The organism is Labrenzia sp. THAF187b, from assembly GCF_009363375.1.
GTDB lineage: Bacteria > Pseudomonadota > Alphaproteobacteria > Rhizobiales > Stappiaceae > Roseibium > Roseibium algicola.
This window is the reverse complement of sequence record NZ_CP045344.1, coordinates 330,794-352,710: the sequence shown is the minus strand read 5'-3', so window position 1 is coordinate 352,710 and position 21,917 is coordinate 330,794. Positions and strand designations below refer to the sequence as shown.

The window sequence follows — 21,917 nt, the reverse complement described above, 5'->3', positions numbered from 1 at the left end:
ACGGAAAGCTGTTCTGACGCGGACAAACTGTGCCGGCACCTGTCCCGGAAAGATCACGAGGAGCGCCAGCGTCAGAACTGTCACGTAATCATGAGCGGCTCTGTCAGCCAGATTTTGAAAGGCAATTGCGGGCCGCATTCCACCAGGCGTGCCCCGGCACAAGGCCGGGGCTGCTGAAGGTTCAAGCGGCAGGTGCAATCACGCGTCTGTCGGCTCATCGTATGTGATCATCGCGATCACGCCTCCGAGCGGGTCGACGATCGTTGCCATGCGGCCGACGTTTGGAATGCTCATCGGTTCCATTGCAATCGTCGCACCAAGCGCACGGGCCTTTTCGACACGCGCATCGACACTGTCGACAGTCACATACGGCAGCCAACGGGGACTTTCAGTTTCCATGGACGGGAAGCCGCCGATCATGTTTTCATTGTTCATGATCATGGTGTAGGGGCCTACGCCCACATCCACGGTTTTTGTGCCCCAGCCGAGCAGGTCGGAGTAGAAGGCCTGCGCCTTGGCACCGTCAGCGCAGTGAAGTTCCATCCAGCTGAACGTGCCATGTATTTGCGACGGAGTGCTCATGTCTTTCATCCTCTGTGTTGAAAACAATTGCCTGGCAGTGCCAGGTGATCAGAGGACGACGGGCGACAGGCAGACCCGACAGGGGGTGAAAATTTTTTTGGTCTGACCGGATCTGAACAAGACGAGGCTCGAAACAGGCCTATTGTCCGCCAGAAACCTTCATCTTCCGGCGGATATGGTCGCGGTCGACATCGGTTCCCGCAAATTCCAGCGCTTTGCGGTAAGCAGCCTGAGCCTCTTCGATCAGGCCCAGTTCTTCCAGAAAGGTAGCGCGGACAACATGAAAGTTCGGGTAGCGCTCCAGAGAGCCGGCCAGTTGCTCCAGGCTGCACAAGCCGGCCTGTGCTCCGTTCAGCTTTGCCTGGACCACGGCGCGGTTGAGCGCGACAACCGGTGAAGGCCGAATATGTTCCAGGGCGCGGTAGAGCCGGTCGATCTCGACCCAGTCGGTGGTTGCGTAGGTCGCAGCCTGGGTGTGGGTCGAGGCAATGGCGGCCTCGATCTGAAAGGGGCCGGGCCGCGCCTTGCGCAAGGCGGCCTCAAGCAGAATGTTGCCTTCGGCGATCAGTTTCCGGTCCCAAAGCGAACGGTCCTGGTCTTCCAGCGTGATGGCGCTGCCGCTCCGGCTCAGCCGGGCCTTGCGGCGGGAATGCTGGATCAGGCAAAGGGCCAGCAAGCCGCGCAGTTCCGGTTCTTCGGGAAACAGCCGAACGATCAGGCGGGCCAGGCGGATCGCTTCCTCACACAGGGGCTCGCGGATCAGTTCTTCGCCCTGTGAAGCCGCATAGCCTTCGTTGAAGATCAGATAGATGGCATTGGCTACGGCGGAAAGTCGCTCGGCACGGGCTGTTCTGTCCGGCTCCTCATAGCTCAGTTTGGCCGCCTGCAGCCGTTTCTTTGCGCGCGTGATGCGCTGTTCCATGGTCTTGGCCTGTACCAGAAATGCACGGGCAATCTCCTCTACAGAAAGACCAGCGACAATTTTTAGGGAAAGGGCAATCTGCTGGTCCCGGCGCAGCACCGGGTGGCAGCAGGTAAACAGTAGGCGCAGGATGTCGTCCCGGTAGACGGCATGATCCAGCGATTGGGTCAGCTCGTCTTCCGGGTGCGGGCCTTCGGGAAGAGGCTCGAGATCATCCGGTGCGGTGAGGGTTTCCTTTTTTCGTTTCCGCAGCGTATCGATACCGGCATTGCGTCCGGCTATAATCAGCCAGGCAACCGGATCCGCCGGCATCCGGTCGGGTGACCACGCCTTGAGCGCCTTCAACGAGGCGTCCTGAAAAGCATCCTCGGCAAGGTCGATGTCGCCGAAGACGCGGTTGAGCGCTGCCAGGACGCGCGGGCGGGCAGCCCTAAGATGCGCTGATAACCAGGCGCTCGGCATTCTTGAAATCGGCTCCCTCGAAGAATTCCACCGGACGAATTTCGATGCGGCCATGATCCAGCGGCAGGATCTTCACCGCCTCGATGGCGTCCTCCAGTGTCGGACAGTCGATCACATAAAAGCCCATGAACTGCTCTTTCGTTTCAGCAAAAGGACCATCGGTGACAATAAAGTCGTCCTTGTCCCTGTTGATCGTGACCGACGTTCCCGTCGACATCAACTTGGTTGCAACGGCGAAGGAGTTGTTTGTCTTGGTGTGTTCGTGAAAGGCGCCGTGTTTCTGATAAACGGTGGCAAGCTCTTCCGGTGGCAGAGCATCAATGAAATCTTCGCTGGCGTAAATCAAAACGGAAAAAAGCATGTGGGTCCCTCCGGTTGCTTGGATTGATACCCAAGGAACGTGCAGGCGCGAGCTTATCCGACAGCCGACCGAAAAAAAGTGAAAACTTGCCTGCGATCAGGACATGGCCTTGCCGAAAGGCAGAGTTGCCGGCCGTTAAACCGGGCAATTCCGATCCGTGTGATCTGCTAGGCGTTGCCGATGAGAACACCTGCCGCAAAGACCAGCGAACCACCGAGGACAACCTGGAAGGCTGCCCGCAGAAACGGTGTTTCCATGTAGCGGTTCTGGATCCAGGCAATGGCCCACAATTCGATGAAAACGATGAATGCGGCGACAGTTGTCGCTGTCCAGAATTCTGGAATGAGATAGGGCAGGGCGTGACCAAGGCCGCCGAGGGCGGTCATGATGCCCGAGGCGAGGCCGCGCTTCAGCGGCGAACCGCGTCCCGAGAGCACGCCGTCGTCATGGGCAGCTTCCGTAAAGCCCATGGATATGCCCGCCCCGACGGAGGCCGACAGGCCGACCAAGAAGGTCTGCCAGGTATCCTGCGTCGCGAAGGCGGCGGCAAAGATCGGGGCCAGCGTTGATACCGAGCCGTCCATCAAACCGGCAAGGCCCGGCTGGACGTAGGTCAGGATGAACTGCCGGCGTTCGGTCTGGCGCTCCTGTTCCTGCACGTCGTCGGGCGTGTGTTTGGCTCCAAGGCGCTGGGCGAGACTCTCGTGGCCTTTCTCGGCAACCGCAAGATCGCCCAGTAGCTTGCGGGTTCCTGCGTCCGAGGTGCGCTTGGCAGCTTCGGTGTAGAAGCGGTAGGCCTGCGCCTCCATTTCCTCGGCCATGGTACGGACTTTCTCAAGTCCGAGGGGGCGCACCAGCCAGTCGGGCTTGCGGTCGTAATAGCCGCGCACATGTTCCCGTCGTATGAGAGGGATCGTTTCGCCGAACCGCGCCCGGTGCTGTTCGATCAGTCTCCGCCGATGCTGGTTTTCCTCTGCGGCCATGTCGTCGAAGACTTTGGCCGATTGCGCATACTGGTCACGCAAACCGTCGGCATAAGCCTTGTAGATGCGGGCATCGTCCTCCTCGGAGGAAATCGCAAGCGCCAGGATTTCCTGTTCGGAAAGGGATGAGAAATCCCGCTTTCCCAGTCTGAAAACACGTCCGAACATCAATGCCTCTCACCCAGGATTACCATTTTGCAGGTGGACCGCCTTCAGAAAGGCAGCATGCTGGCCCCGAGCCGATTCGATCACCGATCAGGTTATATTCGGATGTTAGCAAATTAAGAGAAGCCGAACCGATGCCAAGATGACGCATGTTTTATCGTCCCCGCAACCGGTTCGGCTGTCGATGTCAGCCTATCCAGCCGTCACGCTTCAGGACCTGATAGGTCTCGTCGAGGGTTTTCTCGGCGGTCTTCACCAGAATATCCGCCTCCTCGTGGGTCAGGACCAGCGGCGGCGAGATGATCAGGCTGTCGCGCACCGCGCGCATGACCATGCCGTTGCCGAAGGAAATGTCTCGGCAGATGGTGCCTGCCGTGCCGACGTCCTTGAACGGCCGATGCGGGTTTTTCTTGTCCGGCACCAGTTCCAGCGCCCCGACTAGGCCGGTCATGCGGGCTTCGCCGATCAGAGGGTGATCGCCCAGCTTCAGCCAGCGTTCCTTGAGATAGGGACCGATATCGTTCTTGACGCGTTCCACCAGGCCTTCGCGCTCGATGATTTCCAGGTTGGCGAGTGCAGCCGCGGCGCAGGCCGGGTGACCGGAATAGGTGTAGCCGTGGTAGAACTCTTCACCCGAAAGCATCAGGCCTTCGGCCACGCGATCGGACACCATGACACCGCCCATCGGCAGATAGCCGGACGTCAGGCCCTTGGCGATCGGCATCAGGTCCGGCTTCATGCCGTAGTGGGTCGAGCCGAACCATTCGCCGAGACGGCCAAAGCCGCAGATGACCTCGTCGGAAACGAAGAGGATATCCCGTTCGTCGAGGATACGGCGGATTTCCGGCCAATAGGTCTCCGGCGGAATGATGACACCACCAGCGCCCTGGATCGGTTCGGCGATGAAGGCCGCAACCTTGTCCTCACCGATTTCGTCAATGGCTTCTTCCAGTTTGCGCGCGGCGAAGACGCCGAACTCTTCCGGGCTCATTTCATGGCCTTCACCGAACCAGTAGGGCTGGTCGATGTGATGCACACCCGGAACCGGAAGGCCGCCCTGCTGGTGCATGCCCTTCATGCCGCCGAGGCTGGTGCCGGCGAGCGTCGAGCCGTGATAGCCGTTCCAGCGACCGATGATCACCTTCTTGTCCGGTTTGCCCATCTTGTCCCAATAGGTGCGGACCATGCGGAATACGGTGTCGTTGGCCTCGGACCCGGACGAGCAGTAGAACACCCTGTTGATGTGATCGGGTGCCAGTTTCGCCAGCTTTTCAGACAAGGCAATCGCAGGCGGATGGGTCGTCTTGAAGAACGTGTTGTAATAGGACAGCTCGTTCATCTGCTTGTAGACCGCATCCGCAATCTCCTTGCGGCCATGGCCAACCTGCACGCACCACAGACCGGCCATGCCGTCGAGGATCCGGTTGCCTTCCGAATCCGTCAGCCAGATACCGTCGGCATGGGTGATCACCCGGCTGCCTTCCTGGTTCAGCGACTTCATGTCGGAAAAAGGATGCCAGTGATGGGCGGCATCGAGTTCCTGAAGGGCCTTGGTCGGATAGATGTTGGAATGGGCCGTCATTGGCGAACGCTCCGGATAGTGACAGACGGGATCAGACGTTGAGCAGCAGGTATTCCCGCTCCCAGGGGCTGATCACGGACATGAAGGTTTCAAATTCCTCGTATTTGATCGCCCGGTAGGTGGCGACGAACTGTTCGCCGAATACCTCGATCATCTCGTCGGACTTTTCGAACTTGGCCAGCGCCTCTGGCAGACCTCGCGGCAGGGACTTGGACCGTTCCGAGCAGTCGTCGGATTTCGGGGAATCCGGCTTGAGCCCGTGGACCATTCCCAGGTACCCGCAGGCAAGGCTCGCGGCGATGGCGAGATACGGGTTGACGTCGGACCCCGGCACCCGGTTTTCCAGACGACGTGCCTGGGCGTTGGAATAAGGCACACGCAGACCCACCGTGCGGTTGTCGTAGCCCCAGTAGACATTCACCGGTGCGGTCGAGGTCTTGGAGAACCGGCGATAGGAATTGACGAAAGGCGCCATGATGCAGGTGACCCGCGGGAGGAACCGCTGGTGACCGGCGATAAACGACAGGAACGCCTGTGTTTCCTCGCCGTTTTCGTCTGCGAAGATGTTTAAGCCGGTTTCCTTGTCGACCACCGACTGGTGGATATGCATGGCCGAACCGGGCTGGTTCGACATCGGCTTCGACATGAAGGTGGCATACATCTCGTGACGAAGCGCGGCCTCTCGGATGGTGCGCTTGAACAGGAACACCTGGTCGGCCAGGGCCAGCGGTTGGCCATGGCGCAGGTTGATTTCCATCTGCGCTGCGCCTTCCTCGTGGATCATCGTGTCGATCTCGAGGCCCTGCTGTTCCGACAGGTCGTAGATGTCGTCGATCAGGTCGTCGAATTCGTTCAGTGCGGAGATCGAATAGGACTGCCGGCCGACTTCCGGACGGCCGGACCGGCCCCGCGGCGGCTCAAGCGGATAGTCAGGATCCGTGTTCGGACGGACGAGGTAAAACTCGATTTCCGGCGCCACGACAGGTTCCCAGCCCTTGTCCTCGTAGAGTTTGAGAACACGCTTCAAAACATTGCGCGGGGCGGTCTCGACCGGTGCACCCTGCCGGGTGACGGCGTCGTGGATCAGCTGCGCGGTCGGGTCGCTTTCCCAGGGCACGGTGGTAAGGGTGCTGTAGTCGGGCTTGAAATAGAGATCGCCGTCGATGGGGTTGTGCTGAAACCAGTCGTCGTCGTCCGGATAATCGCCCGAGATCGTCTGCGCGAAGATCGAAGCAGGCATCGTCATCACCGGGCCGGAGAAAAACTTGCCAGTCGGCATCATCTTGCCGCGGGCAACACCGGCAAGGTCCGGAACGATGCATTCGATGTCTTGGATGTTGCGCGCGTTGAGCCAGTCACGGGCCGCATCGACATCCGGAACGCCGCGCAGGCTGTCGATCGGATTTTCGCTTTCGCTGGCAGGCGTTTCAGCAGTCACAAGAAGCTCCAATGGTTTTGGCACTTTGGCCGGGGCAGGGAAGGCCATTTGGACGGCAAACAGGGGCGTTATCAAGTGCCTGTCTGCATGGGGCTGTCCCGGGTCGGAGAAATCATTTTGTGATCACAAAATGACATGGCTTTCAAAAAGGATCAACCGCCTGATGCATTTGACAGGATTTCCTTGCCGAGAAGCCCCATGCCGTCGGCAATATCGGCCGCGATTGCGGCCCGCAGTGCAGGGCCGTCCTGATCTTCGATCGCGCGGATGGCTTCCTTGTGACGGTCCTCAAGGCTTGCAGTGCCGACCCGTCCGTAAACCGTGCGCATGAATGGCGCGAACTGCAGCCAGAGACTGTCGATCAGCGGCAGCAGAACCTTGGACCCGGACGCTCTGTAAATGCGAAAGTGAAAGGCGTGGTTGAGTCGCATGTAGGCTTCTGCATCGCCACTTGTGAGCCGCTCGTCGATGTCGTCATCGATCGATTGAAGGTCCTTTGCATCCTTGGATGTCAGGAGCGGCAGGGCCAGTTCGGCCAGTTCCGGTTCCAGAAGAAGTCTTGCTTTCAGCACCTCGTCGAAGCGGGCCGGGGTCATGTCGGGTATCTGTACCCGGCCGTTCGGTTTCACCTCGAGAGCGTTTTCAGCCGCAAGCCGTTGCAGCACTTCGCGCACTGGCATCGGGCTTACGCCAAGTTCCGCGGCAAGCCCCCGGATTGTCACGGCTTTTCCAGGTATGAACCGGCCTGTAAGCAGCCCGGACCGGACGGCATTGTCGACCTGCCCACGAGTTGCGCCACGGGACGTGGAGGGGCCGCTGGCCTCCTTCACGGGGCCGGATTGCAAAGCGGATTGCCGAAGGGCCAAAGACGTCCTCCCGAAAAAGTCAAACGGTCAATTTATGCGATCCCGCTTGACAGGGTTTTCCGAAAGTGATCACATTTTTGAAAAGGACGCAAACAAAAGCTGCCGGCTGCCGCAGGAGTGCGGACGGCTCAGTCCAGCAAGACGCAGGGGCGTAAAAACTCTAAATGAACGAGCTTCCCCACCAGATCCTCGAGCATCCGGCGCTGCCCGGTTGGAAGACGGACTTCGAGGCCTTCATGGCCGCCCATCCCGATCTTGATACGCTCGAGGTCATTCTGCCCGATACCAACGGCGTGCTGCGCGGCAAGTGGCTGCCGGGCAAGGCGCTCGAAAAGGTGTTCGAGGGCGGCGTGGCCTTTCCCTATTCGCTTTACGGGCTGGATGTCTGGGGCCGCGAGGTCGAGGCCACCGGCATGCATCTGGAAACGGGTGACAAGGACGGTGTCTGCTGGCCGATCCCCGAAACGCTGAAGCTTGTTCCCTGGACCGACCGCAAGACCGCCCAGGTGCTTTTGTCCATGTACGACCGGGACGGCGATCCATTCCTGGCAGACCCGCGCCACGTTCTGGAAAACATGGTCGACCGGCTGAAGGACGAATTCGGCGTGACCGCCACCTGCGCCTTCGAGTTGGAATTCTATCTGTTCGAGGAAAGTGACGGTGACTGGACGGAGCAGCCCAAGCCGCTGTTCTCCACCCATCTCGGCCCGGCCCGCCAGAACATGTACGCGCTGTCCGACCTGGAGGCCTTGCTGCCGGTGGTGGACGATCTGCGGAAGGCCTGCGAGGTTCAGGGCATTCCGGCGGACGCTGCGGTTTCCGAAGCCGCGCCCGGCCAGTTCGAACTCAACCTGCACCATCGCCGCAACCCGCTCCTGGCGGCCGATGACGTTGTCATGCTGCGCCGCCTGGTGGCGGGGGTCGCGCGCAAGCACGAGCTCAAGGCGTCCTTCATGGCCAAGCCTTTTGTGGAATGGCCCGGCAACGGCATGCATGTGCACGTGTCCATGGAAGACGATAAGGGCAATTTGTTCGCGGATCCGGAAACCGGCGCAGACCGGCTGGGATATGCCATCAACGGTCTTTTGAAGACCATGCCGGAAGCTCTGTTGCTGTTCATTTCCACCTTCAACGGTTTCCGCCGGATGCAGCCTGGCTCCTATGCGCCAGCCTCCATCTGCTGGGGCTACGACAACCGCTCCGTGGCGTTGCGCGTTCCTGCCTCGACACCGGAAGCTGCGCGTGTCGAGCACCGGATCGCAGGTGCCGACGCCAACCCCTATCTTGTGCTGACAGGCATTCTCGCCGGCATGATGGAAGGCCTCAGGCTGAAAAAGGATCCGCCTGCGCCCGTGACCGGCAATGCCTACGAGAAACGCAAGAAGCGACTGACCCCCTGGATGGACGAAGCCATTGATGCTTTTGAAGCCTCCAAGCTGATGAAACAGGCAGTCGGAAAGGAAATGCACAAGGTACTTACCGAGATCAAACGGGAGGAACTGAACGAATTTGGGCGGGAGATCTCGTCGCTTGAGCGACAGACGTATTTGTGATCGGCTGCTGCCCAAAATCGACGCTGGACAAAAACCGGCGCCATAGCCAATCTGCGGGACAGACAAGACGCAAACAGCGCAAATGTCCATTTGCATTCAGGCACTAGGCCATCAAAGGGCCACTGACAAAACTCTGAGGGGAGTTCTCAAATGACGTTTAAATCCATGTTGACCGGGGTCGCCGTTCTCAGCCTGATGAGCGGTGCCGCATTCGCCCAGGACAAGGTCGTGAATGTCTACAACTGGTCCGACTACATCGACGAGACCATCCTGGAAGACTTCACCAAGGAAACCGGCATCAAGGTTGTCTACGACGTGTTCGACAGCAACGAAGTGCTGGAAACCAAGCTTCTGGCAGGCGGTACCGGCTACGATGTCGTCGTCCCGACCGGAACCTTCCTGGCTCGCCAGATTCAGGCCGGTGTTTTCTCTGAACTCGACAAGTCCAAGCTGACCAACCTGTCCAACATGTGGAAGGACATCGAGGCACGCGTCGACAAGTATGATCCGGGCAACAAGCACTCGATCAACTACATGTGGGGCACCACCGGTTTCGGCTACAATGTCGACAAGGTGAAGGCCGCGCTCGGCGACAACCCGCCGGTGGACAGCTGGGATCTCCTGTTCAAGAAGGAGAACATCGAGAAGCTGAAGGATTGCGGCGTGTTTATCCTGGACGCTCCGACCGAACTGATCCCGGCAGCCCTCAACTATCTGGGTCTCGATCCGGACAGCAAGGACCCGGCGGAAATCGAAAAGGCCGGTGAGCTCCTGATGTCGGTTCGCCCGTACATCCAGAAGTTCCATTCTTCCGAATACATCAACGCTCTTGCCAATGGCGATATCTGCCTTGCGGTTGGCTGGTCCGGTGACGTTCTGCAGGCGCGCGACCGTGCGGCGGAAGCCGACAACGGTGTGACCGTCGAATATTCGATCCCGAAAGAGGGCGCGCTGATGTGGTTCGACCAGATGGCGATCCCGGCCGATGCTCCGCACAAGGAAGAGGCGCACGAGTTCCTGAACTACATCATGCGTCCTGAAGTGATGGCGAAGGCTTCCAACGTCGTCTACTACGCCAACGGCAACAAGGCGTCGCAGGAATTCCTCAACGAGGACGTGATCGGTGATCCGGCGATCTACCCGACCGAGGAAGCGGTGAAGAACCTCTACACCGTCACCCCCTATCCTCCGAAGGTGAACCGGGTCGTGACCCGCACCTGGACCTCGGTCAAGAGCGGCCAGTAAGCGAACACGAACACCGCCGGGCCCTTTCCAAGGGTCCGGCGATTTAGTCTTGGGAAGGTCTCTTAGGGGTGGGAGATTGTTTTGGCGAAGAAATCGATTGGACCGGTGCGTCGGGCCTACAGCCCGTGGGACGATCCGGACAAGGCACCGTTTATCGAATTCCGGAATGTCACAAAGAAGTTCGGTGATTTCACCGCGGTCAAAGACCTGTCCCTGAAAATCTACGAGCGCGAGTTTTTCGCGCTGCTTGGTGGCTCGGGCTGTGGCAAGACCACCTTGATGCGCATGCTGGCGGGTTTCGAGACGCCGACTTCCGGGCAGATTTTTCTGGATGGCCAGGACCTGGCGGGAATTCCGCCCTTCAAGCGTCCCTCCAACATGATGTTCCAGTCCTACGCGCTGTTTCCGCACATGAGCGTCGAGAAGAACATTGCCTTCGGTTTGAAGCAGGACAAGTTGCCGGCCTCGGAAGTCGATGCGCGCGTGTCCGAAATGTTGCGGCTGACCAAGCTGGAACAATTCGCCAAACGTCGTCCGCACCAGCTTTCCGGCGGTCAGCGCCAGCGCGTCGCGCTGGCTCGCTCGCTCGCCAAGCGCCCCAAGGTGCTGCTGCTGGATGAACCGCTCGGCGCGCTTGACCGCAAGCTGCGTGAGGAGACCCAGTTCGAGCTGATGAACATTCAGGAAGAACTGAAAATGACCTTCCTGATCGTGACCCACGACCAGGAAGAAGCCATGACAGTGGCCGATCGTATTGCCGTCATGGACAAGGGCGAACTTGTGCAGGTTGCGACCCCGGCCGAAATCTACGAAGCGCCCAATTCCAAGTTCGTTGCCGACTTCATCGGCGACATCAACCTGATCGAAGCAAATGTCATCGAGAAATCGGACGCCGGTACAAAGCTGCGTTCGGTCGCGGACAACTTCTCCATCGAAAGTGATCAGGTGACCGATGCCGCCGTCGGCGATCGGGTCTGGTATGCCATTCGTCCGGAAAAGGTCCGCATTGCCCAGGGGCGCCGCGAGAAGGGCGTCCCCAACCGGATCGACGGCGTTGTCTGGGACATCGCCTACCTGGGGGACATGTCGATCATCCACTCGAAAGTCGGCGACGACGACGGCGATACGCTGCGGGCGACCTTCGCCAATGTGTCGCGCATGGTCGAAAACCCGATTACCTGGGATGACGAGGTCGTCATGTCCTTCGACCGGGACGCCGGCGTCATTCTAAAAGGGTAGGAGGAAACGATGTCCGACGTACACGTTCCCGCTCAACCCAAACGGACGCTCGGCGGCTGGCTGCTGATTTCGGTGCCATATATCTGGCTGCTGATCTTTTTTCTGGCGCCGTTCCTGATCGTCTTCAAGATTTCCCTGTCCCAGGTGGCCGTCGCCATTCCGCCCTATGTGCCGACCTTCGATCTGGCAGAAGGCTGGAAGGGTATCTGGGAAAGCGTCTCGGAATTCTCCTTCGAGAACTATGTCTGGCTGACGGAAGACGACCTTTACTGGAAATCCTATCTGTCGTCGGTTGTTATCGCGGCCATTTCAACGCTTCTGACGCTCATCATTGGCTACCCGATCGCCTATGGCATGGCACGCAGTCCGCAATCCTTGCGTCCGACGCTGCTGATGCTGGTGATCCTGCCGTTCTGGACCAGCTTCCTGATCCGCGTCTACGCCTGGATCGGCATCCTGAAAAACGAAGGCCTGCTCAACCAGCTTCTCCTGATGCTCGGCATCATCGACGAACCGCTGGTGATCATGAATACCAACATCGCGGTCTTTATCGGCATCGTCTATTCCTACCTGCCGTTCCTGGTTCTGCCGCTTTATGCCAGCCTGGAGCGGCTGGACGGCAGCCTTTTGGAAGCCGCCGAAGACCTTGGATGCCCACCCTGGAAGGCCTTCTGGAAAATCACCGTGCCGTTGTCGCTGCCCGGTGTCATCGCGGGGTGTTTCCTGGTGTTCATTCCCGCCGTCGGTGAGTTCGTCATCCCGGATCTTCTTGGCGGGTCCAACACCCTGATGATCGGCAAGACGCTCTGGGTCGAGTTCTTCAACAACCGCGACTGGCCGGTGTCTTCTGCGGTTGCCGTGATCCTTCTGTTGATCCTGGTGGTTCCGATCGTGCTCTTCCAGAACCAGCAGCAGAAAATGTCGGAGAGAGACGGATGACGCGCGGCCCGACCTGGTTCAACATCACCTCGCTGGTGGTAGGCTTTTCGTTCCTTTACCTGCCCATCGTGCTGCTGGTGATCTACTCCTTCAACGAGAGCCGTCTGGTGACGGTCTGGGGCGGGTTCTCCACCAAGTGGTACGCGTCGCTGCTGCAGAATGATCAGTTGCTCGATGCGGCCTGGGTGACCCTGCGGGTTGCCTTTGCGTCGGCCACACTGGCAACGATCATCGGCACCATTGCTGCACTTGTGCTGGTGCGGTCCGGACGCTTCGTCGGCCGGTCTCTGTTTTCCGGCATGATCTTCGCGCCGCTTGTGATGCCGGAAGTGATCCTCGGCCTGTCGCTGCTGCTGCTGTTCGTGGCCATGGACTATACGCGTGGTTTCTGGACCGTGATGCTGGCGCACACCACCTTCGCCAGCTGTTATGTGGCCGTTGTCGTCCAGTCGCGTCTGGTCGGCTTCGACAAGTCGATCGAGGAAGCCGCAGAAGACCTCGGCTGCCCGCCGGTGAAAACCTTCTTCCTGATCACCTTGCCCATCATCCTTCCCGGGGTCATTGCCGGCTGGATGCTGGCCTTCACCTTGTCTCTGGACGACCTGGTGATCGCCAGCTTCACCACGGGGCCAGGCGCCACCACGCTGCCAATGAAGATCTACTCACAGGTGCGCCTTGGCGTAACACCGGAAATCAATGCGGTCTGTACCATTCTCGTTGCTCTGGTCACCATGGGCGTGATTGCCGCCTCCATTGCGACCAAGCGGCAACAGGCGCAAAAGGAGCGGGACGAAAGGGCGGCCTTTGGCGCGGAAGGTTGATGATTTCCGAACCTTCCAGAAGTCGGTGATATTCTGTAGGCAATACTGAATTTTAACAAAACCATGCCTATTTTACGGCCAGGCGGTACACTTCATTGATGTGTCCGGGCCGGTGGTTTTTATTGGGGTATTGCGAGTGATGGCATTGCGGGAAACAGAGCATCTACTGGCTCTGGAAAGCAGCGCTATTTCCCGGATAAAGGTTCGTGAACTCGAAGCTCCAACGCTTTCGGAAATGAGCGGTCTTTGGTCTTCGTTGAAGGGCGGCGTCGTGTCGACACCGTTTCAGACGCCGGAGTTTCTTGCAGCTTTGCAGGAAACCAAACTGAAGACAGGTGATTACCGCTTCTCGGTGGGCGTTTTCGCGGAGCAAGGCGAGGATGCCACTCCCTGTATGCTGTTGCCGCTGGTGCGGTTCCAGCGTGGCCCAATCCGGGTCATTGGCATGCCGGATTTTGGTCTCGCCGATCAGAATGCACCGGTTCTTGGTGCAGGATGCCGGGCTTCCAGAGAGTGCCGGGTTGCAATGATCCGGGCATTTTTTGAACGTCTCCACGATGCGGATATCGTCGACATACATAAACTGCATGGCCGGATCGACGCCCGGGAAAACCCATTGAACTTTATGCCGGAAACCATTTCCCAGAACAGTTCCCTTCTCCTCGATCTTCGCGATGGAGAGGGATCGGACAATTGGTGCGGCAAGTCCATCTACAAGAAGACCAGATCCAAATTTCGCAGGCTCGTGAATGAAGGTGTCAGCCTGGTTGAGGCTGAAACGCCTGAAGAGCGAATTGAATTGTTCAAGACACTTGCGGCGCAGCGCAGCAACAGATTCCGACAGCTCGGGCGTAAGGACAGTCTGGAACGTGAAGATCGTGCTGACTTCTACATCCGCCTTGCGCAGATGGAAGCTTCGTCCTCGCCTTTCAGGGCCATCGCGCTGAAGTGCGCAGAAGAGACCGTTGCGGCCATGGTGTTGATGATGTCTGGTTCCCAGGCGACCGCCGTGCTGGTGTCCATCGGGGATCCGAGGTGGCATGCCTTTTCGCCGGGCATGGTGTTGTTTGCCAAGGCGATACAGCACGCTGCGCAAACCGGTGTTCGCTGGTTCAGCTTCGGCACAGGACAACAGGAATACAAGCAGCGGTTCGGTGGGGTCGAGCAACCTTCCCGACGTCTTCTTATGCCACTCAGCACGCGTGGACGGCTCTTTGTCGGTGCCCGTGAAGCGCATCGTGCCGCTCAGGATATGCTACAGATCGCGTTGCGCAGGAATGGGGTCGATACGTGACGGAGATGTCGGTCGTGGCAGGAAAGGAAACCTTCCGCGGGCAGGTGGCTGGGCAGAAGCTTCATGTTGTCTGGCATGAGAAGCCCGGCGCGGACCTTTTGCGCTCGCTTTGGGCTTCACTACCCGGCGGAGCCATATGTTCGGCTTTTCAGGCACCGCGGTTCGTCGAGTGCTTTTTTCAGGAAATGGCACCTGCTGCCTGCGACACTTTCGGGGTGCTTGCCGCTTATCGCGCCGGCCTGGAAGACCCGATTGCATTGCTGCCGTTGATCCTTTTCAGGAAAGGTCCGGTTCGCATCGCATCCACTCCCGACCTCGGCGTGGCAGACCAGAACGGCCCGGTATTGAGCGAGGCGCTCGCAAGCGAAGGCGATGAAACGGTGCAGGCGGTCATCTCCGCCATGATCGAGGCCATCCCGGATGCCGATGTGGTCGACATCAAGAAACTGCACGTATCGATAGGCAGCGCTCATAATCCCTTCTTTGTGCATCCAAATGCGAGCGCGGAAAGCAGCAGCCTTTTTCTGGAAACTGACGCCCTGCTCGCGGCCGGGGCCAAATCCGGGATAAGTATCTACAAGAAGGCAAGGGTCAACCTTCGCAAGCTTCAAAGCGAAGACGTTCAGTTGGTCGAAGCAACGACCCCTGAAGAGCGTGTGAAAATTCTCGAAGCTCTGATCGTCTCCAAGGAGGAGCGTTTCAAAGCTCTCGGCCGCGCCAATTCCATGAAACAGGATAACCGGGAAAACTTCTATCGCGCCCTGGCGGCCCAAGCAGGGCAGGAAAATCCCCTGAAGGTTCTGGCGCTAAGGTCCGGTCACGACGCCATCGCCGTGGTAGCGATGTTGGTGGAAGATGGCTACGCCACCCTTATCTTGATTTCGATCGGGGCGGAGCAATGGCACCGGTTTTCACCTGGCATGGTGGCACTGGTTCAATCGATCTACTGGGCGCGGGACAATAACATTCGGGTCTATGGTTTCGGTACGGGTCACCAGGGTTACAAAAGCAGGTTCGGCGCTACGGAACAGTCGACACGACGCCTGCTTTTGCCGCTTACGGTCAAAGGCCACGCGGCGATCACTGCCCTGAAGGCAAAACGGAGCTTCCAGGAAACCGTTGATCGCTGGAAACATCGGAAAACCGCTCAGACAGCCTGATCGGGAAATGTCATCCCGCTCGCGGTGGCCGGATCAGGTAGATGACCAGCCAGATCGGCACGACGATGAAGGCGCCCAGGATCATGTTGGGAATGGCCCAGTCCCGAAACTCCAGCAGATAGATCCAGAGCTCCAGAGGGCTCATGCCGACGGAGCCCAGAATGTCCTGCGCTGTGATGTTCACGAAGGAAAGACCCGCGCCGACGAGCAGCGAGATGACCGCGATCTTGAAGAATGTCGACAGAAACGGGAACACGGTGCGTAGTGTCTCTCAGTAGGCTCAAGGTATCCGGTGCGCTGGAGAGTGGCGGTAACGCTCCGGGAACGATGCCCAATTCTTGCCGTTAAGGATTTACAAACCATAAACAACTTTCCGGAAACCGCCCAAAACCGCGCTGCAACGGCAGTTTGGCGTCGGCAAAGCGACGCAAATCGATTAAGTGACGGGCCATTCATGTTTTTCGCTGCAACGCGGGAAAGAGCTCTTGACCCGGTCGAACCAAGCGGCGAATGTGCGCCTCACGCATGTAGCGGTCTTAAACGGGAGTGAAACATGAACAAAATTTATCCGGACGCAAAGGCCGCCCTCGAGGGGCTGACCTTTGACGGCATGACGGTGATGGCCGGCGGGTTCGGCCTCTGCGGCATTCCGGAAAATCTGATCGTGGCGCTCCGGGATTCCGGAGCCAAGGACATTACGGCCATTTCCAACAATGCCGGTGTCGATGACTTTGGCCTCGGTCTTCTGCTGCAAACCCGCCAGATCAAGAAGATGGTTTCGTCCTACGTGGGTGAAAACGCGACCTTTGAAAAGCAGTACCTGAACGGCGAGCTTGAGCTTGAATTCAACCCTCAGGGCACGCTGGCCGAACGCATTCGCGCAGGTGGCGCGGGCATTCCGGGCTTCTACACCAAGACCGGCGTCGGTACGCTGATTGCCGAAGGCAAGGAGCACAAGGACTTCAACGGCGAGACCTACATCATGGAAACCGGCCTCGTGGCCGATGTGTCGCTGGTCAAGGCCTGGAAGGCCGACAAGGAAGGCAACCTGATCTACCGCAAGACCGCGCGTAACTTCAATCCGATGATGGCAACCGCCGGCAAGACCTGTGTCGTGGAAGTCGAGGAGATTGTCGAGATCGGTGAACTCGATCCGGACAACATCCACACCGCCGGCATCTTCGTCGACCGTATCATCGTCGGCAGCCACGAAAAACGTATCGAAAAGCGCACCACGCGCGCAGCCTGAGGGAGAAAACATCATGGCCTGGACTCGTGATGACATGGCAAAGCGTGCCGCGCAGGAACTGGAAGACGGCTTCTATGTGAACCTGGGCATCGGCATTCCGACGCTGGTATCCAACTACATTCCGGAAGGTGTCCATGTGACTCTCCAGTCGGAAAACGGCATGCTCGGCATGGGCCCGTTCCCGACTGACGACGAGGTTGATGCAGACCTCATCAACGCCGGCAAGCAGACCATCACCGAATTGCCGCAGACCAGCTACTTCTCGTCTGCCGACAGCTTCGGCATGATCCGCGGCGGTCATATCGACCTGTCGATCCTGGGTGCTATGGAAGTGTCCGAGGGCGGCGATCTTGCCAACTGGATGATCCCGGGCAAGATGGTCAAGGGCATGGGCGGCGCGATGGATCTCGTCGCCGGCGTCAAGCGCGTGGTGGTGATCATGGATCACACCTCCAAGGCTGGCGATCCCAAGCTTCTGAAAGAATGCTCGCTACCGCTTACGGGCGTGAAATGCGTTGATCGCGTGATCACCAATTTCGGTGTCTTCGATGTTGTCGAAGGCGGCCTGAAGGTGGTTGAACTCGCTGACGGCGTAACGCTGGACGAGGTCAAGGAAAAGACCCAGGCTACGCTTCAGTCATAAGGCAGGATGCGCGCTTCGGCGTCGTTTTAAATCAAGGTGTCTGCGGTCCCGCAGGCACCTTTTTTCGTGGTCAATCCAGCCAGATCATCGATTTTTTCAATAAAAACAGACTGTTTGAACGTGTCGCAGGCGCAATTTGTCCCGAATTGGAACCAATTCGTAGAATTGCCGAGGAAATTTCCAAATTCGTTAATAGATCGATCTGCGATTAACCCGCATAAATCAAGCATAGATAACCCGTTATCCTTTAAAAGCCGGGAAAGTCGATTTCCCGGCTAAAGAACAGATCAGTGTTTACGCGATCTGGTCACCGGCATTTACCTTCTTCAATCCACCTTCAAGACTTGTTCTGTATGGTGTTCAGGTATTCGCAAGGGGTGTTTGGCGTGCCTGGAACGCATAGGGCTGTCTCAAAGCTGATAAAAGTCCTGTCGACCTGGCTGCCCAGCCTGCGCACCCGCTTTGTCTTGCTGGTGGCCGGCCTGTTTCTGGCGCTTTCGGTCGTGATGATCATGGTGGCGAGCTACCTGGACCTGCGGGACGAGGAGCAAAGGGTGGTTTCGGACGCGCGAGCCATCGGGGCGACCGTCAGCCGACTGGCCGTACCGCATCTGACCAACCACCACTATCTGATCCTTGAACAGGAACTGGAAAGCATTGCTGGCAGCGGCGTGGTCGAACTGGCGCAGGTTCACGATCCTGCGCGTGCGGTCACTATCGACAGCGATCCGGACACAAGCTACTTCGACGAAATGGACCAGCATCCGCTGATCACGCTGTCCCTGCAAACCGGTCTCGATCAGATCCGCCAGACCGGAGACAGGATCGAAATAGCCTTGCCGGTGCGCGAGACGGCAGACAGTCCGGTTCTCGGTGTTGCGCTGGTGTCGGTCAAACGGCTTCAGGCCAACGGCATGCTGTTCGCCATCTGGGGACGGAACATCGTCATCACCCTTGTTCTCCTGATATTCTGTGTTCCGGTGACGTTTCATTTTGCGGAAAATTTCGTCCGGCCGATCAAGGCGCTGACCCAGACCGCCCACACGGTTAGTGCCGGCAATTTTGACGCGCCTTTCCCGGTTGAACGAACCGACGAGATCGGTGTTCTCGCTCGCGCCTATCGCGATATGGTCGGAACCATTCGGAACAACATGGCCCGCATCCACGAGCTTGCCTTTGTGGACCCGGTCACGCGGCTGCCGAACCGGGAGAGCTTCCGTCAGCACTTCAATTCAAACATGCAGCTTGCGGACGGCACGCCGGTCCGGATGGCCGTTCTGTTTATTGACCTTGATCGCTTCAAGCGGGTGAATGACAGCTACGGACACGATCATGGCGACGCACTGTTGAAGGAAGTGGCAGCGCGGCTACAGCGCTTGCTGAACACCTCGGACAAGGTTGCGGCAGGCAAGACGGCATTTCCACCACTTGTCGCCAGGCTTGGCGGCGATGAGTTTGCCATCGTCCTGCCGGCTGAAAAGCCCATGTCCAACGTCTACACACTCGCGGATCAACTGGTGCAATGCGTCGAGCAACCGCTGGAAATCAACGGTCTGACAATGGCCGTTGGGGCCAGTATCGGCGTCTCGACCTATCCGGATGACGGCGAGGATTACACCGCTATCCTGAAGAACGCGGACATTGCCATGTATGCGGCCAAGCGAACCGGCGGCAACCGTGCATGCTTCTTCAACGAAATCGAGCGCGATTCCCGCTCACACGAACGCATCCGTCTGGAAGCGGAACTGAAACGGGCCCTTCTGGCGGACGAGATCACCATCGCCTTTCAGCCCAAGATCGATTGCACCACGTTGAGAGTGGTTGGTGCCGAAGTGCTGGCCAGGTGGGACCATCCCGAACGTGGCCTGTTGGCACCGGGATGTTTCATCGATGTTGCCGAAGAAAGCGATCTGATCACGCGCCTGGGTGACAGGGTGCTGGAACTGGCCTGCCGACAGGGCCGGGTCTGGCTCGATCATGGTCAACGTCTGCCGCTGGCCGTGAATGTTTCCATTCGCCAGCTTGAAAAGCCGGGCTTCACCGCCCGCGTCCTCGACATTCTGGAAATCACGGGCTTTCCGGCCGAGCTGCTGCAGCTTGAGGTGACGGAGACCGTTGCCATGGGGGATCCGGAGCGAATCTCGGAGGCGGCAAAGCCGCTTCTGGAAGCCGGCATTACCTTTGCGATAGACGATTTCGGCACCGGCTATTCAAGTCTGGCGCATCTTCAGCGTCTGCCGTTCAACACCTTCAAGATCGACCGAAGCTTCATCAGTGGTCTTGCCGATGACCATCACAGCCGCTCGATCGTTCAGACCATTCTGGCAATGGCGAAAAGCCTCAATTACGAGGTTGTTGCCGAAGGCGTCGAAACGGAAGAACAACACGCTTTCCTGGCTGAGAACGGCTGCACGACTGCGCAAGGTTTCCTGTTCGCGCGGCCGATGCCGGCAGAACATTTCGAAGCCTGGTCGAAGGCATTTCTGATGGATGGCAACCATCCGCGCCTGGCCGCCGGAGCACAGCCGAAAGGTGGCAGCACGTTCGCCGCGTAAGGCAATTAGACGTTGCCACGAACCGGTCTTACTCCGCCGCCTCGGTCTTCCGGCGTTCGGCAAGGGGGCGGATTGCGGGGAAGTCCTGATCGGTCAGCGTTTCCTTTGCAAGCAGCAGTGAGGCCCCTTCGTCCAGTTCGCCGCGATGGCTGTTCAGGAGCGCCTTGGCGCGCTGGAAGGCTGCTTCCACCCTTTGCTTGATGGCAAGGTCGATCTCCCGCTGGGTCTGTTCGGAAACCTCGGCAACGTCTCCGGCAGGCTGGCCGAGAAAGTTCTGGCGCTGGGTGGCATAGGCGCGATTGCCGAGGTCGGGATCCATGCCGTATCGCATGACCATGTCACGGGCGACTTCGGTCACTTTCTGCAGGTCGTCGGAAGCCCCGGTGGAGATCTCGTTGAAGACAATCTCTTCTGCGGCCCGGCCGCCCATCAGGACAGCCATGCGGTTTTCCAGATCGAGAGCGGACAACAGGAAACGATCTTCGGTCGGCCGCTGCATCGTGTAACCGAGCGCGCCGATGCCGCGCGGGATGATCGAGATCTTGTGCACCGGATCACAGCCTTCCAGGTTGGCGGCAACCAGGGCATGGCCCATTTCGTGGAAAGCGACGGTTTTTCGTTCCTTGTCCGACAGGATCCGGCTGCGCTTTTCCAGTCCCGCAATCACCCTCTCCACGGCCTCGTTGAAGTCCAGCAGGGTAACGGCATCCGCCTTCCGACGTGTTGCCAGGAGGGCCGCCTCGTTGACCAGCGTCGCAAGGTCGGCGCCGGAGAACCCTGCTGTCAGCTGGGCCACCTGATCGAGGTCGATATCTGCGGCCAGCTTGATCTTCTTCACGTGGACATCGAGGATCGCACGCCGGCCGATCTTGTCCGGCCGGTCGACCAGCACCTGCCGGTCGAAGCGCCCGGCGCGCAGGAGGGCAGGATCGAGGATCTCCGGCCGGTTCGTCGCTGCCAGCAGGATGATGCCGCTGGACGGATCAAACCCGTCGAGCTCGGTCAAGAGCTGGTTGAGCGTCTGTTCCTTTTCGTCATTGGTGCCCATCGGGCCTGAGGCACGTGCCCGGCCCAGTGCGTCCAGCTCGTCGATGAAGATGATGGCAGGGGCGGCCTTTCGGGCCTGCTCGAAGAGGTCGCGCACTCGTGCGGCGCCGACGCCGACGAACATCTCCACGAATTCGGAGCCGGAGATCGAAAAGAACGGCACACCGGCTTCACCGGCCACGGCGCGCGCCAGAAGCGTCTTGCCTGTGCCTGGAGGGCCAACCAGCAGGATGCCCTTGGGCACATGTGCTCCCAGACGGCCATAGGAAGCCGGTTCCTTCAGGAAATCGACAATCTCCTTCAGTTCCCGCTTGGCTTCATCCACGCCGGCAACATTCTGAAAAGTGACTTTCACGTCCTTTTCGACAAACACCTTCGCCTTTGACTTGCCGACCGTCATCATGCCGCCAAGGCCCTGTTTTTCGGCAAACCTGCGGATGAAGAACATCCAGAGGCCGAACAGCAGCAGGACCGGCAGTACCCAGGAGAGGATGTCGCGAATGAAGGTGTTCTGGACGACGCCGGTGTATTTGACGTCATACTTGCTGAGTTCGTCGGCGAGCGGAACCTCGACGCGCGTGGTGACGAAATACTGCTTGCCGTCCTTCAGTTCGGCCTTGAACTTGCCTTCGATGAAGTTCTCCTTGACGGCGATCTCCTCGATCTTTCCGTCCTTGAGGTACTGCTCGAACTGGCTGTAGGGGATCTGCTCGACGGTCTTGTAGGTGGTCCACCAGCTTTGGAACATCAGCACCAGCATCATGGCAATGAAGGCGTACCAAAGGTTTATCTGGTGTTTCTTTTCCATCGC

At 58.8% G+C, this 21,917-nt stretch carries 19 protein-coding genes; 10 read left to right on the top strand and 9 right to left on the bottom strand.

Annotated elements, in window-relative coordinates; all coding sequences use genetic code 11:
- Positions 1 to 198: 198 nt before the first annotated feature.
- The 7 genes from FIV03_RS01615 to FIV03_RS01585 form a co-directional block, all read right to left on the bottom strand.
- Positions 199 to 582 (bottom strand): VOC family protein, encoded by a 384-nt coding sequence (locus FIV03_RS01615; protein WP_152508451.1) that lies wholly within the window; start codon positions 580 to 582, stop codon positions 199 to 201.
- Positions 583 to 721: 139 nt separating this feature from the next.
- Positions 722 to 1,966, bottom strand: coding sequence for an RNA polymerase sigma factor (locus FIV03_RS01610; RefSeq protein ID WP_152508450.1), 1,245 nt, complete (start codon positions 1,964 to 1,966; stop codon positions 722 to 724).
- Positions 1,935 to 2,327, bottom strand: a complete 393-nt coding sequence (locus FIV03_RS01605) for a YciI family protein (protein WP_152508449.1) — start codon at positions 2,325 to 2,327, stop codon at positions 1,935 to 1,937. Before FIV03_RS01605 ends, FIV03_RS01610 begins: the two co-directional genes overlap by 32 nt.
- 167 nt (positions 2,328 to 2,494) lie before the next feature.
- A complete protein-coding gene (mbfA, locus tag FIV03_RS01600; RefSeq protein WP_152508448.1) occupies positions 2,495 to 3,478 on the bottom strand; it encodes an iron exporter MbfA in 984 nt (327 codons plus the stop codon).
- A 184-nt stretch (positions 3,479 to 3,662) separates the two neighbouring features.
- Positions 3,663 to 5,057, bottom strand: a complete 1,395-nt coding sequence (locus tag FIV03_RS01595) for an aspartate aminotransferase family protein (protein ID WP_152508447.1) — start codon at positions 5,055 to 5,057, stop codon at positions 3,663 to 3,665.
- A gap of 31 nt (positions 5,058 to 5,088) precedes the next feature.
- The gene (locus FIV03_RS01590; protein ID WP_031269805.1) at positions 5,089 to 6,495 is read right to left on the bottom strand and encodes a glutamine synthetase family protein; all 1,407 of its coding nucleotides are present in this window, start codon (positions 6,493 to 6,495) and stop codon (positions 5,089 to 5,091) included.
- A gap of 152 nt (positions 6,496 to 6,647) precedes the next feature.
- The gene (locus FIV03_RS01585; RefSeq protein ID WP_152511782.1) at positions 6,648 to 7,325 is read right to left on the bottom strand and encodes a GntR family transcriptional regulator; all 678 of its coding nucleotides are present in this window, start codon (positions 7,323 to 7,325) and stop codon (positions 6,648 to 6,650) included.
- Between the two features lie 200 nt (positions 7,326 to 7,525).
- Between FIV03_RS01585 and FIV03_RS01580 the strand changes: the two genes are divergently transcribed.
- The 7 genes from FIV03_RS01580 (at position 7,526) to FIV03_RS01550 (ending at position 15,612) form a co-directional block, all read left to right on the top strand.
- Positions 7,526 to 8,914: a glutamine synthetase family protein gene (locus tag FIV03_RS01580; protein ID WP_152508446.1), complete on the top strand. Its 1,389-nt coding sequence runs from the start codon at positions 7,526 to 7,528 to the stop codon at positions 8,912 to 8,914.
- 150 nt (positions 8,915 to 9,064) lie between these two features.
- Positions 9,065 to 10,159, top strand: coding sequence for a polyamine ABC transporter substrate-binding protein (locus FIV03_RS01575; RefSeq protein WP_031269801.1), 1,095 nt, complete (start codon positions 9,065 to 9,067; stop codon positions 10,157 to 10,159).
- Between the two features lie 81 nt (positions 10,160 to 10,240).
- A complete protein-coding gene (locus FIV03_RS01570; RefSeq protein WP_152508445.1) occupies positions 10,241 to 11,398 on the top strand; it encodes an ABC transporter ATP-binding protein in 1,158 nt (385 codons plus the stop codon).
- A 9-nt stretch (positions 11,399 to 11,407) separates the two neighbouring features.
- Complete coding sequence (locus FIV03_RS01565; protein WP_152508444.1) at positions 11,408 to 12,337, top strand: ABC transporter permease subunit; 930 nt, start codon at positions 11,408 to 11,410, stop codon at positions 12,335 to 12,337.
- Positions 12,334 to 13,158, top strand: coding sequence for an ABC transporter permease subunit (locus FIV03_RS01560; RefSeq protein ID WP_023002185.1), 825 nt, complete (start codon positions 12,334 to 12,336; stop codon positions 13,156 to 13,158). Before FIV03_RS01565 ends, FIV03_RS01560 begins: the two co-directional genes overlap by 4 nt.
- Positions 13,159 to 13,297: 139 nt before the next feature.
- On the top strand, positions 13,298 to 14,452 hold the full coding sequence (locus tag FIV03_RS01555) for a GNAT family N-acetyltransferase (RefSeq protein ID WP_152508443.1): 1,155 nt from the start codon (positions 13,298 to 13,300) through the stop codon (positions 14,450 to 14,452).
- 14 nt (positions 14,453 to 14,466) lie between these two features.
- Positions 14,467 to 15,612: a GNAT family N-acetyltransferase gene (locus FIV03_RS01550; protein WP_173013746.1), complete on the top strand. Its 1,146-nt coding sequence runs from the start codon at positions 14,467 to 14,469 to the stop codon at positions 15,610 to 15,612.
- 10 nt (positions 15,613 to 15,622) lie between these two features.
- On the opposite strand, the gene FIV03_RS01545 is transcribed toward FIV03_RS01550, so the two are convergent.
- Positions 15,623 to 15,868: a DUF6460 domain-containing protein gene (locus FIV03_RS01545; RefSeq protein ID WP_006940008.1), complete on the bottom strand. Its 246-nt coding sequence runs from the start codon at positions 15,866 to 15,868 to the stop codon at positions 15,623 to 15,625.
- Between the two features lie 297 nt (positions 15,869 to 16,165).
- On the opposite strand from FIV03_RS01545, the gene FIV03_RS01540 reads away from it, so the two are divergent.
- The 3 genes from FIV03_RS01540 (at position 16,166) to FIV03_RS01530 (ending at position 20,059) form a co-directional block, all read left to right on the top strand.
- Positions 16,166 to 16,861 (top strand): CoA transferase subunit A, encoded by a 696-nt coding sequence (locus FIV03_RS01540; RefSeq protein WP_023002182.1) that lies wholly within the window; start codon positions 16,166 to 16,168, stop codon positions 16,859 to 16,861.
- A 13-nt stretch (positions 16,862 to 16,874) separates the two neighbouring features.
- Complete coding sequence (locus FIV03_RS01535) at positions 16,875 to 17,504, top strand: CoA transferase subunit B (protein WP_023002181.1); 630 nt, start codon at positions 16,875 to 16,877, stop codon at positions 17,502 to 17,504.
- Positions 17,505 to 17,890: 386 nt separating this feature from the next.
- On the top strand, positions 17,891 to 20,059 hold the full coding sequence (locus FIV03_RS01530; protein WP_152508441.1) for an EAL domain-containing protein: 2,169 nt from the start codon (positions 17,891 to 17,893) through the stop codon (positions 20,057 to 20,059).
- Positions 20,060 to 20,087: 28 nt separating this feature from the next.
- Here the strand turns inward: FIV03_RS01530 and ftsH are convergent, their stop codons facing one another.
- A complete protein-coding gene (gene ftsH, locus FIV03_RS01525) occupies positions 20,088 to 21,914 on the bottom strand; it encodes an ATP-dependent zinc metalloprotease FtsH (RefSeq protein ID WP_152508440.1) in 1,827 nt (608 codons plus the stop codon).
- Between the last annotated feature and the right edge of the window lie 3 nt (positions 21,915 to 21,917).

Coding starts and splice junctions, on each gene's coding strand:
- FIV03_RS01615 (WP_152508451.1), bottom strand. CDS start 582: ATGAGCACTCCGTCGCAAATACATGGCACGTTCAGCTGGATGGAACTT.
- FIV03_RS01610 (WP_152508450.1), bottom strand. CDS start 1,966: ATGCCGAGCGCCTGGTTATCAGCGCATCTTAGGGCTGCCCGCCCGCGC.
- FIV03_RS01605 (WP_152508449.1), bottom strand. CDS start 2,327: ATGCTTTTTTCCGTTTTGATTTACGCCAGCGAAGATTTCATTGATGCT.
- mbfA (WP_152508448.1), bottom strand. CDS start 3,478: ATGTTCGGACGTGTTTTCAGACTGGGAAAGCGGGATTTCTCATCCCTT.
- FIV03_RS01595 (WP_152508447.1), bottom strand. CDS start 5,057: ATGACGGCCCATTCCAACATCTATCCGACCAAGGCCCTTCAGGAACTC.
- FIV03_RS01580 (WP_152508446.1), top strand. CDS start 7,526: ATGAACGAGCTTCCCCACCAGATCCTCGAGCATCCGGCGCTGCCCGGT.
- FIV03_RS01575 (WP_031269801.1), top strand. CDS start 9,065: ATGACGTTTAAATCCATGTTGACCGGGGTCGCCGTTCTCAGCCTGATG.
- FIV03_RS01565 (WP_152508444.1), top strand. CDS start 11,408: ATGTCCGACGTACACGTTCCCGCTCAACCCAAACGGACGCTCGGCGGC.
- FIV03_RS01560 (WP_023002185.1), top strand. CDS start 12,334: ATGACGCGCGGCCCGACCTGGTTCAACATCACCTCGCTGGTGGTAGGC.
- FIV03_RS01555 (WP_152508443.1), top strand. CDS start 13,298: ATGGCATTGCGGGAAACAGAGCATCTACTGGCTCTGGAAAGCAGCGCT.
- FIV03_RS01540 (WP_023002182.1), top strand. CDS start 16,166: ATGAACAAAATTTATCCGGACGCAAAGGCCGCCCTCGAGGGGCTGACC.
- FIV03_RS01535 (WP_023002181.1), top strand. CDS start 16,875: ATGGCCTGGACTCGTGATGACATGGCAAAGCGTGCCGCGCAGGAACTG.
- ftsH (WP_152508440.1), bottom strand. CDS start 21,914: ATGGAAAAGAAACACCAGATAAACCTTTGGTACGCCTTCATTGCCATG.